We start from the raw sequence: 14,594 nt of genomic DNA on the forward strand, positions 1-14,594 counted from the left end.
AAAAACTATAAATTATCTAAATTATCATCCTCTCTCTAGTATAAAATACATACTATAATCGGTAAAACTAGAGAGATATTATGAGCAATCGCATTCAACAGGGCGGCTTACAGATTGATAGCACCCTCTACGCATTAGTAAATCAACACATTATTCCTGGTACCGATCTTAATGCCGACGATTTTTGGCAATCGTTTGAAGCGATTCTTGATGACCTTGCACCGAAAAATAAAGCGTTACTGACTAAGCGAGAAGATCTACAACGTCGTATTAATGAGTGGCACAAAGCGCGTTCAGATAAGGCGCTAGATCCGATTGAATATAAACATTTTCTACAAAAAATTGGTTACCTCGTTGTAGAAGGTGATGACTTCCAAGTGTCGACCAGTAACGTTGAACCAGAAATTGCTACACAAGCAGGCCCGCAGCTCGTTGTGCCGATTATGAATGCGCGCTTTGCTTTAAACGCAGCTAACTCTCGTTGGGGAAGCCTGTATGATGCTCTTTATGGTACCGATGTTATTAGTGAAGAAAGCGGAGCCGAAAAAGGTACGCAATTTAACCCAGTTCGTGGTGCTAAGGTTGTCACATACGCTCGGGATTTTTTAGATAGTGCGACCCCTTTAAATGGGGCGTCACATCACGATGCGACTCGTTATACGATTAGCAATACGCTGAATGCCACTTTGAGCAACGGCGAGCAAGTCACCTTAATGGACAGCTCACAGCTGATCGGTTATCAGGGTGATAGGTCTGCGCCGACGGCCATCCTTCTCAAGCACAATAACCTGCACCTAGAGATTCAAATCGACCCAACAACTCCTATTGGTAAGTTAGATACAGCCGGTGTAAAAGATGTCGTTATTGAGTCGGCTCTGACCACCATTATGGATTGCGAGGATTCTGTCGCGGCGGTTGATGGTGAAGATAAAGCCTTAGCCTATCAAAACTGGCTGGGCCTAATGAAAGGCGATTTGCAAGAATCATTCGATAAAAATGGCAAAATTGTCGTGCGCAAAATGAGCGCAGATCGCTACTACACTAATATGCACGGGGGTGAAATCTCGTTAAAAGGCCGCAGTATGCTGTTTATACGCAATGTTGGTCACCTAATGACAAGCCCTGCGATATTGGATTCTGCCGGTAACGAGGTACCAGAGGGTATTATGGATGGCATGATCACCTCACTGATAGCCATGCACGATTTAAAAGGCAATAGCCCATTTCAAAACTCAACAGCGAACAGTATCAACATCGTTAAACCAAAGATGCATGGCCCTGAAGAAGTGGCGTTTACCACGGAGCTGTTTGGTCGTATTGAAGACGCGCTGGGTTTAGAACGCAATACAATTAAGGTTGGGATTATGGACGAGGAGCGTCGTACATCCGTTAACCTGAAAGAGTGCATCCGCGAAGCGCAAGAGCGTGTGGTCTTTATTAATACTGGTTTTTTGGATCGAACCGGTGATGAAATACATACCAGTATGGAAGCCGGACCGTTTGCACCAAAAGTTCAATTAAAAACCATGACTTGGATCGGAGCTTATGAAGACCAAAATGTGGATATAGGTTTAGCGTGCGGTCTTAAGGGCAAGGCTCAGATCGGTAAAGGCATGTGGCCCGAGCCAGATAATATGGCCAAAATGATGGGGGCCAAGATTGGTCATCCTCAAGCGGGCGCGAACACAGCATGGGTACCTTCGCCAACGGCTGCGACACTGCATGCATTGCACTACCATCAGGTGAATGTACCTAGTCGCCAAGAGGAGTTGCGTCATCGTACGCAAGCGAGTGTCGATGATATTTTAACGATTCCGCTACTGGGGGAGCAAAAGCTGACCGCGGACGATATTCAAAAAGAGTTGGATAACAATACCCAGGGTATATTGGGTTATGTGGTTCGCTGGATAGACCAAGGTGTCGGGTGTTCTAAAGTACCGGATATCAATGACGTCGGCTTAATGGAAGACCGTGCAACATTACGAATATCTAGCCAACATATTGCTAATTGGCTACATCATGGAATATGCAGCAAAGAACAAGTGATGGGAACCATGAAGAGAATGGCGGGTATCGTTGACCAGCAAAACGCGGGTGACGGTAATTACCTTAATATGTCGCCTAATTTTGATGGAAGTATTGCCTTTGCAGCGGCGTGCGAACTTGTCTTTGAAGGATGCGCACAGCCAAGCGGGTATACCGAACCGGTATTGCACGCAATGCGCTTAAAGCTTAAAGCTTAAAGCGCGATAGCTTCATTACTCCAAAGGTGAGGCTTGTCATACTTTATTCAATGACGTCATCTCTATGAAGGGGTCATTTCGTTCGGTTAAGCCGCACAACAACAGACATCATTTTTATTGGTTAAATGATGTCTGTATTCATTCTCTCAAGCTCAAAACTCGTTGTTATATTTTTCCGTTTCTTGTTCTGTAAACTCATCATCATTTGGTTCTATTTCTTCCTGCAATTCAAGAAGATGAATGGCAATGGTGACAAAATCACTATCAGTAATAATACCGACGAGTTCCTGATTAAAAACAACGGGCAAACAACCGACTTTGTGCTTTTGCATATAAACCGCACTTTCTTTTAAACCAGCATGAGGATCAACACTCATTACGTTTCTGCGCATTGCGATATCTAAAGGGGTAGTCAAGGTATGAGATTGGTCTTCAGGTATCTTTTGTAAGCTAGATTCTTGTGCTGCCAGAACATCCCTTTGGGTGACAACGCCAAGCAGCCTATTTTCGGTATCTACTACAGGAATATGACGAATTTCGTGTTCCTCCATTAGATGCTTTGCATCTGATAATGAATGGGACCGCAAAAGCGTGTGAGGGTTGCGAGTCATCATGTCTTCAATTTTGATCATCTCGACCTCCAAAGGGGGCGTTATAAAGTGAACGAATAGACTTAACTATAGGAGGGTTTATAGGAATTAACTGAGAGCCAAAGCAGTATTCTTAGCCTCAGTTACAAACTTTTACAAAACAACAATTGATGATATTTTAAGGAGATAGAAGCGGGATGAATGCGTGATGAGTATTTGTCCACTTTATTGCTAGCAGGCCTTGCTATTAATGGTATGCCCCCTATACTACGCTCCTGCAAATTTATTCGTTAAATAGAGTTAAAGACAACACAATGCAAGTTTCTGATTTCAGCTTTGAGCTGCCCAATGAACTGATTGCTCGCTATCCTATGGCAGAGCGCACAGCAAGCCGATTGCTTCAACTTAACGGCATTTCTGGTGAGGTAACGGATCGTACATTTAAAGATGTCCTCGATCTCGTTGAAGAAGGCGATTTGTTAGTCTTTAACAATACGCGCGTCATACCAGCTCGACTTTTTGGTCGTAAGGCTAGCGGCGGGAAGATAGAAGTACTCGTTGAACGTATGCTCGATGAGCATTCAATCTTGGCACATGTGCGCTCTTCTAAATCGCCAAAACCAGGAACCGAACTATTTCTTGGCGAAAATGACCAATTCGAAGCGGAGATGGTTGCCCGTCATGGTGCGTTGTTTGAAATTCGATTTAAATCGGATAAAGCGGTATTAGAGATATTAAACGAAGTGGGTCATATGCCACTTCCTCCCTATATTGATCGCCCAGACGACGATGCAGACAAAGAACGCTATCAGACGGTTTACAATGAAATCCCAGGAGCCGTTGCTGCGCCAACTGCTGGATTGCATTTTGATGATGACCTTCTAGAAAAAATTCAAGCTAAAGGTGTTGAATTCGCCTTTGTGACATTGCATGTTGGTGCAGGCACATTCCAGCCTGTAAAGGTTGATAATATTCTCGATCACCATATGCATGCAGAATATGTCGAAGTTTCTCAACAAGTCGTTGACGCCGTTAACGCAACGAAAGCCCGTGGTGGTCGAGTGATTGCAGTGGGTACTACGTCGGTTCGGTCTTTAGAAAGCGCGGCACAAAGTGCCGTTAAAAATGGGACAGAATTGGTTCCGTTTTTCGATGACACAGAAATATTTATCTATCCTGGTTACCAGTATCAGTTAATTGATTGTCTTATCACTAATTTCCACCTACCTGAGTCGACATTGATCATGTTAGTGAGTGCGTTTTCAGGATATGACAATGTAATGGCAGCCTACGAGCATGCCGTGAATGAAAAGTATCGCTTCTTTAGCTACGGCGATGCGATGTTTATCAATAAAAAAATCTAATTTTTATTCCTAACAGTAACGTTATTGTTAGGAAGCGACACATAAGTCAGACTGTTTCTCTGGCACATCGGAGGTTTCGTGAAATACGAACTAATTAAAAAACAGGGCAATGCCCGTCGTGGTCAACTTCAATTTGAACGTGGTACGGTTGAAACACCTGCGTTTATGCCTGTAGGTACTTATGGTACGGTTAAAGGCATGACACCTGAAGAAGTGAAAGGTACGGGTGCAGAAATTCTATTGGGTAACACCTTCCACCTTTGGTTACGTCCGGGTCAGGAAGTAATGAAAATGCATGGTGACCTACATGATTTCATGAATTGGCATGGTCCAATTCTTACTGATTCAGGCGGTTTCCAAGTATTTAGCCTTGGTGATATCCGCAAGATTACCGAAGAGGGTGTGCATTTCCGTAACCCTGTGAACGGCGACAGGATCTTTATGGATGCTGAAAAGTCTATGGAGATTCAAAAAGACCTAGGCTCTGATATCGTGATGATATTCGATGAGTGTACGCCATACCCTGCGACCCACGATGAAGCTAAAAAATCGATGGAGATGTCACTTCGTTGGGCACAACGTAGCCGTGATCACTTTGATAAGCTGGAAAACCCGAATTCATTATTCGGTATTGTGCAAGGTGGTGTATTTGAAGACCTGCGCGATGTTTCTGTAAAAGGCTTAACTGAGATTGGCTTTGATGGCTATGCAGTGGGTGGTTTGGCTGTTGGTGAGCCTAAAGCAGATATGCATCGTGTGCTTGAGCATACATGCCCTCAACTTCCGGAAGATAAGCCTCGTTACCTGATGGGTGTGGGTAAACCAGAAGACTTGGTCGAAGGTGTTCGTCGCGGTATCGACATGTTTGATTGTGTCATGCCAACCCGAAATGCCCGTAATGGCCACCTATTTGTTACCGGTGGTGTGATCAAGATCCGTAATGCGAAACATAAAACGGATACAGGATCACTAGATTCAGAATGTGACTGTTACACTTGTCAGAATTATTCGAAGTCGTATTTGCATCATCTTGATCGTTGTAACGAAATCTTAGGTGCAAGACTGAACACTATCCATAATTTGCGTTATTATCAGCGATTGATGGCAAGTATTCGTAAGGCGATTGACGAGGAGCGTTTCGAACAGTTCGTAGAAGAGTTCTATGCACGTCGAGACCGAGACGTACCGCCATTGAATAAATAAGAGCACTGATTAGACGGTTTTTATGTGTCAGGGATGCAATTAAGGTCGCCAACCTATAGAAATCGAACGACAATAGCTCAATATTTTGGAGTAGACCTTGAAATAAGGAAACTACTCCCCAATTTCTTATAGCAATTAAAACCTTAAAATAGAGGACATTTTTGAATGAGTTTATTCATTTCTCAGGCTCACGCAGCAGCTGAAGGCGCGGCACCCGGTGGTGGTTTCGAGATGATAATCATGCTCGGCATGTTTGCAGCCATTTTTTACTTCATGATTTACCGCCCGCAATCTAAGCGTGCAAAAGAGCATAAAAACCTAATGTCAGCGATGGGCAAGGGTGATGAAGTGCTTACTAGTGGTGGTCTTGCTGGCAAGATTAGCAAAATCTCTGAAGACAATGATTATCTTGTGATTGCCCTAAATGACAACAATGAAGTAACGATTAAGAAAGATTACGTTACTGCAGTGCTGCCAAAGGGTACGCTCAAGTCTTTATAATTCAGCTAAAGGGTCCTTACTGTGCTGAACCGTTATCCTTTGTGGAAGTACCTGATGGTCGTGTTTGCCATTGCTATCAGTGCGCTATATGCCCTTCCAAATATCTACGGTGAAGATCCGGCTATTCAAATTACAGGGGCGCGTGGCGCCTCTGTTGATATGTCAACGCTGGATGCTGTCACTAAAACTCTTGATGAAAAGAGTTTATCAAATAAATCCATAGTATTAGAGAATGGATCGATTCTTGTTCGTTTTAACGACACAAATACTCAAATTAGTGCTCGCGATCTTGTTAGCGAATCACTAGGCGAAGATATTATTGTTGCGTTAAACCTTGCTCCAGCTACGCCTGACTGGCTTGATTCTATCGGCGCTACACCGATGAAACTTGGTTTGGATTTACGTGGTGGTGTTCACTTCTTAATGGAAGTGGATATGGATGCGGCTATGGTTAAGTTAATCGAGCAGCAAGAGGAATCTTTCCGTACAGAACTACGTGAAGAAAAAATTCGTTATCGTGCTATTCGTAAGCAAGGTAAGGAAGCGGTAGAAGTCGTACTTCGTAACGCAGAACAATTGGCTCAGGCAAAACAAGTTCTGTCTTCACTGCATGCGGATATGAGTTTTGTTGATTCTGAATCGAATGGTAATTTCTCTCTTACAGCCACATTTTTAGAAACACGCTTAGCAGAAGTTCGCAATTACGCCGTTGAGCAAAACATCACGATACTTCGTAATCGTGTCAACGAGCTTGGTGTATCCGAGCCGATTGTTCAACGTCAAGGCGCTAGCCGTATTGTTGTTGAATTACCGGGTGTGCAAGATACTGCACGTGCCAAAGAAATTCTTGGTGCAACGGCAACGCTTGAATTTCGTGAAGTGGATGATAAAGCGGATTTAGCCGCGGCGGCCAGTGGGCGTGCGCCTGCGGGTAGCGAGATTAAAACCGATCGCGATGGTCGTCCAGTGGTGCTTAAGAAGCGCATTATTCTTGGTGGCGAGAGTATTACAGACGCCAGTTCAAGCAATGATGAATATGGTCGTCCTCAAGTTAATATCTCACTTGATAGTGAAGGCGGCAGCAAAATGTCAGCATTCTCGAAAAAGAATGTCGGCAAGCTGATGGCAACCATATTTGCAGAGTATAAAGACAGTGGTCGCAAGAATGCTGAAGGCAAAGTTATTTTGTCTAAGCACGAAGAAGTTATTAACCAAGCGACGATTCAAACCGCTCTTGGTCGTAATTTCCGCATCACGGGTATCGATTCACAAGCAGAAGCACACAACCTAGCGTTGCTACTTCGTGCCGGTGCTTTGATTGCACCAATCTCTATCGTTGAAGAGCGTACCATTGGACCATCAATGGGTCAGCAAAACATAGATATGGGTATTCAGGCGTGTATCTGGGGTATGATCGCAGTAATGCTATTTACTCTGGTGTATTACCGTACGTTTGGTGTAATTGCTTGTATGGCATTAAATGCAAACTTGATTTTGATTATTGGTGTAATGTCGATGATACCAGGCGCGACGATGACGCTACCGGGTATTGCCGGTATCGTATTGACCGTTGGTATGGCGGTGGATGCGAACGTGCTGATTTTTGAACGTATACGTGAAGAGCTACGGGATGGACGTAATCCGCAACAGGCGATTCATCAAGGCTATTCAAATGCATTAAGTACGATTGCCGATGCGAACATCACGACATTAATTACTGCAATTATATTATTTGCAGTAGGTACTGGCGCGATAAAAGGTTTCGCAGTTACGCTCTCTATCGGTATCTTGACCTCAATGTTTACTGCCATTATTGGTACGCGCGCTGTCGTGAACCTAATGTATGGTGGCAAACGCATTAAGAAATTGTCGATCTAAGGAAAAGTTATGTTTCAGATAATGAAATCAGACAAAATGATCGACTTTATGCGTTGGTCGAAAGTTGCATTTGTTTTATCAATCTTAATGATCGCGACATCAATCGGTGCGCTTTCAACTAAATGGTTGAATTGGGGCCTAGATTTTACGGGCGGTACATTAATCGAAGTTGGTTTTGAGCAACCTGCTAATCTAGAACTGATTCGCGGTGCGTTACAAGCTGAAGGTTTCGGTGATGCTACGGTTCAGAATTTTGGTTCTGCACGTGAGGTTTTGGTACGCCTTCGTCCTCGTGAAGATATGACGGGTGAGATGCTTGGTAACCAAATACTGGATACGATTAAATTAGGTACTGGTGAACAAGTAGAGATGCGCCGTATCGAGTTCGTTGGGCCTAATGTTGGTGATGAGCTAACCGAAGCCGGTGGTTTAGCCATTATTGCGTCGCTTATCTGTATTTTGCTTTATGTTTCTATGCGTTTTGAATGGCGACTTGCAGCCGGTGCGGTGTTGGCACTGACGCATGATGTCATTATTACGCTAGGTATTTTCTCACTGCTAGAGATTGAAGTTGACCTAACCATTGTCGCTGCACTGTTGACGGTTGTGGGTTATTCGCTCAATGATACGATTGTTGTATTTGACCGAATACGTGAGAACTTCCGCAAGATGCGTAAGGGTGAATCGATTGAAGTAATGAACAACTCGATTACTCAAACATTGAGCCGTACTTTAATTACATCTGCAACGACGTTGTTTGTTGTTATCGCACTGTTTACGCAGGGCGGAGCAATGATTCATGGCTTTGCACTAGCGCTTCTATTGGGTATCACGGTTGGTACATACTCTTCAATCTATGTGGCTTCGGCGCTAGCATTGAAACTGGGTATCCAGCGTGAGCATTTGATGCCTGCTCAAATTGAGAAAGAAGGTGCAGAATTTGACGAGATGCCATAACGAAAAACGTTGAGTTGTGCTCGTTAAGTTGAAATGATAATGCCGCTAATAATCACGTTAGCGGCATTATTTTTTAATTATGTTTTAAAAGACAGATATCAATAAATTATTTAATATCAATTATACTCAAACTCAATAATATAATTATTATTAGATTCATCCATTTTTTTGCTCTCTACATTCGCGATATTGATATTAATGTTAAGTCTTTTTGCCATATGATCTATTCTGTCCAGCAGTAAAGCGCTGGAGGGGTGTTGGTTAACTATTTTATTAATGTCAGAAAGTGAGATGTTCATAAAAGCTTGATCGCTAGTGCTCGACCCTTCGCAACGACTAACCTCAAGGCTTTCAGCTTTAGTTGAATTCAATATTGTACATGTTGGTTCTGTAATTCTCCCTGAAAATGTAATCTTTCCACCTGAAGCAAGGCTGAATGATGACGTGAACATGAGAGTTAAAGTTAAACCTAAAGTTATTTTATTATTCATCGCAATATACTTATTGTTAACTAATGAATAAATTGATAATTCCTTAATATAATTATCAATTATTCCTTTGCAATGATAAGAGTAGACTATATTTTTAGTGTTGTAGCATTATTTGGTTAGAAGTGTCGGTTATATGCTAATGGCTATGATTGACATTATATCAATTCAAGTCAAAATGTGACCCCATTGAGCTATCTGAAATTGACATGTTGTTGCTATAGATATGCAATTTGTGTTTCATATCCAATGTCGTGAAGCAAAATACACGCAAACTCAACGACACGCACATTCTCAATTAATAATGAAATAGGCTTGGATGCCTTTATTCTTTAGCAGATGATATATATCTGTCAAAACGGCTATCCATACACGCACTAATATCGGTGGTTATAAACATACCATTATAGTAAAGACTGAAAATAGTGGCGGGTGATGGACAGCTCTGAGCCATTTCTTTGGTCTCTAGTTTAATTACCTTAAGTGCAATTTCACGTTTATGGCAGCTTTCAACTAAAGAGTGAGTAACATGGTATTCGGAATAGGGACACCGGTTTGAATAATAGACAACACACCCTTCAACATCGACGTTGCTTTTTCTAACACAGTCTGAAAATTTAGGCATTTCATCGTTATGTTCGAATGTGAGAGAGAGTAAAGCAAAATGACTTTCAGTTGTATCCGTGACTATGAAGCCTTGATTAAGTAACCATTTAGTGTCACTCATAAAATGATTTTTCTTTTTCCCAACGACAGCGACTAGCCCACGCATGTTTGCCTGCTTAGCGTCCTCTACGGCTTGTGCTAACAGTTGTTTTCCATGGCCATGATTCTTATATTTACCCGATACCCAAAAGCAGCCAAGCGCTAAATAACCAGGTGCTTCAATGGGTAACCACGCACTTTCTGCAGGACCATACTCAATGAATACTTTCGCTCTTTCATCTAGGCGCCTAAATACATACCCGTTATCAAACTCTTTTGATAACCAAGATTTTTTCGCTTCATAACTATCGCGGCATTTTTTATCAGAAAAGGCACAGCATATGTGTTCAGACTCAATAGTAGATTTAGACAGCGCAATGTAATTCATATTACTACTCACTTTGATTAAGAACGAAAAACCAGGTCAAATAGTGGATTAAAAACATTCCCAGCTTGAATCAACCATCCAACGACAATAAACCATTACCACAGTACATGTGCTCCTCTGACAGCAGTCTGTCAATAGGTGCTATGGAGTTATTTGAGCATAAAAAAAGCCCTCATCTTGCGATGAGGGCTGGATAGATTGAATTTAGAATTCTATTTTAGGATGGCACTGTTACCGTTCTCACGGATATGCTTCAGGATATTCTTAGTACCACGGGCACTTGATGCAACGACGTTACCAGATTCCATGTAATTTGTGCCACCGGCGAAATCAGTTAGGATAGCGCCAGCTTCACGAGCGATAAGTTCACCCGCTGCCATATCCCATGGTTTAAGACCAAGCTCAAAGAAACCATCTATACGGCCAGCCGCTACATAACATAAATCAAGCGCTGCTGAACCTGCACGACGAAAGTCAGAACACTCAGTAAACAGTGATGTCATTATTTTGAAATAAGCTTCAGAATGTTGTTTTTGCTTGAATGGGAAACCTGTTCCTAGAACAGTACCTTCAAGATCTTTAAGTTGTTTTACGCGAATACGTGAGTTATTTAGCTGTGCGCCAGAACCACGTTGAGCGGTGAAAAGCTCATTTAACATTGGGTCATAAACACAGGCAACTTCGGTTCTGCCGTTCATGCGAACTGCAATAGAAACTGAAAATTGAGGGAAACCTTTTACAAAGTTAGTCGTGCCATCTAGTGGGTCAATGATCCATTGCACGCCTTTATCTTTGCCTTCGATGGTACCAGTTTCTTCTGCAAGGATGCAGTGATCAGGATAGGCTGCTTTGATGATATCGATGATGATAACTTCAGCTTCTTTGTCTACGTTCGTTACGTAGTCATTACTACCTTTTAGTGTAGCTTCGATTTTTTCAGCATTTTCTAATGATTTGGCAATATGATTGCCAGCTTTTCGCGCAGCGCGAATAGCGATATTTAGCATAGGATGCATAAATTTATACCCAACAGATGTTAAAGAACAGAAAGCGGCCGCGAGTATAGCAGAGCTATCAAAAAATGGAAGTGGTTATTTTTTGCACTATGAAAGGTGGTTAAGAAGGAGATAAATGGATGGGTACCCGCTCGGGTTTTAATTCCGCTTATATTGAGCGAACAGTCGCACTCTCAGTTTCCCGGAAACCCTAGCTGTGCTACCATTCTACGGTTTTTCAAATTGGGCAATTTTGAGCATGTTAGATAACGTTAAAGTAATACTCATAGGGACATCTCATCCCGGTAACATTGGTTCTGCTGCACGGGCAATGAAAGTCATGGGGCTAAGTCAACTTGTCTTGGTTAAGCCTGAGTGTGAAGTCGATGCCCAAACTCGAGCATTAGCCGCAGGGGCGGCAGATATCGCTCAAAATGCAGTTATAGTCGACAGTTTAGAAGAAGCGGTAGCCGACTGTGGTTTGGTTGTAGGTTCTAGTGCTCGTTCTCGCACATTAGAATGGCCAATGCTTGAACCAAGAGAATGTGGTGAAAAGTTTGCTATTGAAGGCGAAAATCACCCTGTTGCGCTGATTTTTGGTCGCGAACGTACCGGGCTCACAAATGAAGAGCTGCAGGCCTGTCATTATCATGTTTGCATTCCAGCGAATCCAGAATACAGTTCTTTGAATCTTGCGATGGCCGTACAGACGCTCTCCTATGAAGTGAGAGTTGCCCATCTTAATCGTTTACAAAGTGGTTACCCGACGCGTGTAGAAGAGTATCCACGTCACAAAGAGCTAGAGATGTTCTATGAGCACCTTGAAAAAGTGATAACGAGTACCCAGTTTATTGCTCAGGACAAACCAAATATGGTGATGACTAAACTGAGACGATTATTTAATCGCGCTCGACCAGAGTCTCAAGAAATCAATATTTTAAGAGGGATTTTAACCTCTGTTGAGAAGCAGCTACCAAGCAAAAAATAACCCTTTTCTTTTAATGGTTAAATACCCGACTAAATTAGTCAAATAAATACTTGACCAATTTAGTCGGGTATGAAAAACTCTAACTATATTAGACATAGTAAAGAGTGTGATATGAGACTTACATCTAAAGGAAGATATGCAGTAACTGCAATGCTAGATGTTGCACTTAATTCCCAAGAGGGACCAGTGCCACTAGCCGATATATCTGAGCGCCAAGGTATTTCGCTCTCGTATTTAGAGCAATTATTTTCAAAACTGCGCAAGGCAGGTTTGGTGGCCAGCGTAAGAGGCCCAGGTGGTGGTTACCGCTTAGGTAGACAAGCGTTTGATATATCTATCGGCATTATTATTTCTGCCGTTGATGAGTCCGTTGACGCAACAAAATGCGGTGGAAAGAGTGGTTGCCAAGGTGGCACACGCTGTCTAACCCATACGCTCTGGCGGGATCTAAGTGATCGAATAAGTGATTTCTTAGACAACATCACACTTGGTCAACTTATGACAGATAACGAAGTACTAGAGATCGCTGATCGCCAGGGAATTGAACTGGTGGTTAATAACGGGTATACACAAAAAACAAAAAGCACTGTCGAGCCCATCAGTGCAAATGTTCGCTCATAGCGGCAATTTTTTTCACTGGAGTAAAAAATGAAACTGCCTATTTATTTTGATTATTCAGCTACGTGCCCTGTTGACCCAAGAGTCGCAGAAAAAATGGTTCAGTGCATGACGATGGACGGTAATTTTGGTAACCCTGCATCGCGTTCACATCGTTACGGCTGGCAGGCAGAAGAAGCGGTAGACACCGCTCGTGAGCAAATCGCCGATCTTATCAATGCGGATCCACGTGAGATAGTTATCACATCCGGCGCAACAGAATCAGACAACCTTGCCATTAAAGGTGCTGCACATTTTTACGGTAAAAAAGGTAAGCATATTATTACCTGTAAAACGGAGCATAAAGCGGTTCTAGATCCTTGTCGTCAGTTGGAGCGTGAAGGATTTGAAGTAACGTATCTTACGCCGGAAACAAACGGTCTTATCGACCTAAATAAATTACAAGACGCATTGCGTGAAGACACAGTGTTGGTCTCGTTCATGCATGTAAACAATGAAATCGGTGTCATCCAAGACATCAGTTCTATCGGCGAGTTATGCCGTGAGCGAAAAATAATATTCCACGTAGACGCTGCTCAGTCTGCGGGTAAATTACCTATTGATGTGCAAGAGATGAAAGTAGACCTTATCTCTTTCTCAGCTCATAAAGTTTACGGACCAAAAGGGATTGGCGCATTATATGTTCGTCGCAAACCCCGTATCCGTTTAGAGGCACAAATGCACGGTGGTGGTCATGAGCGCGGATTCCGTTCTGGTACTTTAGCAACTCATCAAATTGTGGGAATGGGTGAAGCATTCCGTATCGCTAAAGAAGAGATGCAACAAGATTTCGACCATGGATTAGCGATGCGTGAAAGAATGCTTGCGGGCCTTGAAGGCATGGAAGCATTGACGATTAACGGTGACCTTGAGCAACGCTTACCAAATAATTTAAATATCAGCTTTGCTTTTGTTGAAGGTGAATCGCTGTTGATGGCACTGAAAGATCTTGCCGTTTCTTCAGGCTCAGCTTGTACATCAGCAAGTCTAGAACCATCTTATGTTTTACGTGCTCTTGGTCTTGATGACGAATTGGCACACAGCTCGGTACGATTCTCTTTTGGTCGTTTTACGACGGAAGAAGAAATTGATTACGCGGTTCAGCAAATTCGTGTTGCCGTAAGCAAGTTACGAGACATGTCTCCTCTATGGGATATGTATAAAGAAGGGGTTGATTTGAGCTCGGTAGAGTGGGCCCATCATTGATCTTAATGAAATAGAGGATTCGAGGAAAAAATTATGGCTTATAGTGAAAAAGTAATCGACCATTATGAAAACCCACGCAATGTAGGATCTTTTGATAAAGAAGATCCAAGCGTAGGTAGTGGCATGGTAGGTGCACCTGCTTGTGGTGACGTGATGAAGCTACAGATTAAAGTGTCACCAGAAGGTATTATCGAAGATGCGAAATTCAAAACCTATGGTTGTGGTTCCGCTATTGCCTCTAGCTCATTAGTTACAGAGTGGGTTAAAGGCAAAAGTATTGATGAAGCAGCAGCGATCCAGAACTCAGAAATTGCAGAGGAACTGGAACTTCCACCCGTAAAAGTGCATTGTTCTATTCTTGCTGAAGATGCGATCAAAGCAGCCGTATCTGACTACAAAAAAAAACATCAATAATAGCGATTGCTAACGGT

General features: G+C 42.7%; 14 protein-coding genes. 10 read left to right on the forward strand and 4 right to left on the reverse strand.

Annotation, left to right across the window (positions count from 1 at the left end; all coding sequences use genetic code 11):
• Positions 1–80 precede the first annotated feature (80 nt).
• Positions 81–2,243 carry a malate synthase G gene (locus IUZ65_RS03050; RefSeq protein ID WP_195702330.1) on the forward strand — a complete coding sequence of 721 codons (2,163 nt, stop codon included), beginning with the start codon at positions 81–83 and terminating at the stop codon, positions 2,241–2,243.
• 152 nt (positions 2,244–2,395) lie between these two features.
• Here IUZ65_RS03050 and IUZ65_RS03055 read toward each other — a convergent pair whose 3' ends face one another.
• Entirely contained in the window at positions 2,396–2,875 is a 480-nt protein-coding gene (locus tag IUZ65_RS03055; RefSeq protein ID WP_195702331.1) for a CBS domain-containing protein, read from the reverse strand.
• A gap of 272 nt (positions 2,876–3,147) precedes the next feature.
• Between IUZ65_RS03055 and queA the strand changes: the two genes are divergently transcribed.
• From queA to secF, 5 genes are all read left to right on the forward strand, one after another.
• A complete protein-coding gene (queA, locus tag IUZ65_RS03060) occupies positions 3,148–4,197 on the forward strand; it encodes a tRNA preQ1(34) S-adenosylmethionine ribosyltransferase-isomerase QueA (RefSeq protein ID WP_195702332.1) in 1,050 nt (349 codons plus the stop codon).
• Between the two features lie 78 nt (positions 4,198–4,275).
• Complete coding sequence (gene tgt / locus IUZ65_RS03065; protein WP_195702333.1) at positions 4,276–5,400, forward strand: tRNA guanosine(34) transglycosylase Tgt; 1,125 nt, start codon at positions 4,276–4,278, stop codon at positions 5,398–5,400.
• 165 nt (positions 5,401–5,565) lie between these two features.
• Positions 5,566–5,901: a preprotein translocase subunit YajC gene (yajC, locus tag IUZ65_RS03070; RefSeq protein ID WP_195702334.1), complete on the forward strand. Its 336-nt coding sequence runs from the start codon at positions 5,566–5,568 to the stop codon at positions 5,899–5,901.
• Positions 5,902–5,922: 21 nt separating this feature from the next.
• The gene (secD, locus tag IUZ65_RS03075) at positions 5,923–7,779 is read left to right on the forward strand and encodes a protein translocase subunit SecD (protein WP_195702335.1); all 1,857 of its coding nucleotides are present in this window, start codon (positions 5,923–5,925) and stop codon (positions 7,777–7,779) included.
• A gap of 9 nt (positions 7,780–7,788) precedes the next feature.
• Positions 7,789–8,736 (forward strand): protein translocase subunit SecF, encoded by a 948-nt coding sequence (secF, locus tag IUZ65_RS03080; RefSeq protein ID WP_195702336.1) that lies wholly within the window; start codon positions 7,789–7,791, stop codon positions 8,734–8,736.
• Positions 8,737–8,852: 116 nt separating this feature from the next.
• Here secF and IUZ65_RS03085 read toward each other — a convergent pair whose 3' ends face one another.
• The 3 genes from IUZ65_RS03085 to suhB all read right to left on the reverse strand — a co-directional run bounded on the left by IUZ65_RS03085 (position 8,853) and on the right by suhB (position 11,333).
• On the reverse strand, positions 8,853–9,227 hold the full coding sequence (locus IUZ65_RS03085) for a type 1 fimbrial protein (RefSeq protein WP_195702337.1): 375 nt from the start codon (positions 9,225–9,227) through the stop codon (positions 8,853–8,855).
• A gap of 322 nt (positions 9,228–9,549) precedes the next feature.
• Positions 9,550–10,317, reverse strand: coding sequence for an N-acetyltransferase (locus tag IUZ65_RS03090; protein ID WP_195702338.1), 768 nt, complete (start codon positions 10,315–10,317; stop codon positions 9,550–9,552).
• A 212-nt stretch (positions 10,318–10,529) separates the two neighbouring features.
• Positions 10,530–11,333 (reverse strand): inositol-1-monophosphatase, encoded by an 804-nt coding sequence (gene suhB / locus IUZ65_RS03095; RefSeq protein WP_195702339.1) that lies wholly within the window; start codon positions 11,331–11,333, stop codon positions 10,530–10,532.
• A gap of 238 nt (positions 11,334–11,571) precedes the next feature.
• Here suhB and trmJ point away from each other — a divergent pair, with 238 nt between their 5' ends.
• The 4 genes from trmJ (at position 11,572) to iscU (ending at position 14,577) form a co-directional block, all read left to right on the forward strand.
• Positions 11,572–12,300 carry a tRNA (cytosine(32)/uridine(32)-2'-O)-methyltransferase TrmJ gene (trmJ, locus tag IUZ65_RS03100; RefSeq protein ID WP_195702340.1) on the forward strand — a complete coding sequence of 243 codons (729 nt, stop codon included), beginning with the start codon at positions 11,572–11,574 and terminating at the stop codon, positions 12,298–12,300.
• Positions 12,301–12,411: 111 nt separating this feature from the next.
• Complete coding sequence (gene iscR / locus IUZ65_RS03105; RefSeq protein ID WP_195702341.1) at positions 12,412–12,921, forward strand: Fe-S cluster assembly transcriptional regulator IscR; 510 nt, start codon at positions 12,412–12,414, stop codon at positions 12,919–12,921.
• A 27-nt stretch (positions 12,922–12,948) separates the two neighbouring features.
• Complete coding sequence (locus tag IUZ65_RS03110) at positions 12,949–14,163, forward strand: IscS subfamily cysteine desulfurase (protein ID WP_195702342.1); 1,215 nt, start codon at positions 12,949–12,951, stop codon at positions 14,161–14,163.
• Positions 14,164–14,196: 33 nt separating this feature from the next.
• Positions 14,197–14,577, forward strand: coding sequence for a Fe-S cluster assembly scaffold IscU (iscU, locus tag IUZ65_RS03115; RefSeq protein WP_195702343.1), 381 nt, complete (start codon positions 14,197–14,199; stop codon positions 14,575–14,577).
• The last annotated feature ends 17 nt before the right edge of the window (positions 14,578–14,594 follow it).

The sequence above is a fragment of the Vibrio sp. VB16 genome (assembly GCF_015594925.2).
Classification (GTDB): Bacteria; Pseudomonadota; Gammaproteobacteria; order Enterobacterales; family Vibrionaceae; genus Vibrio.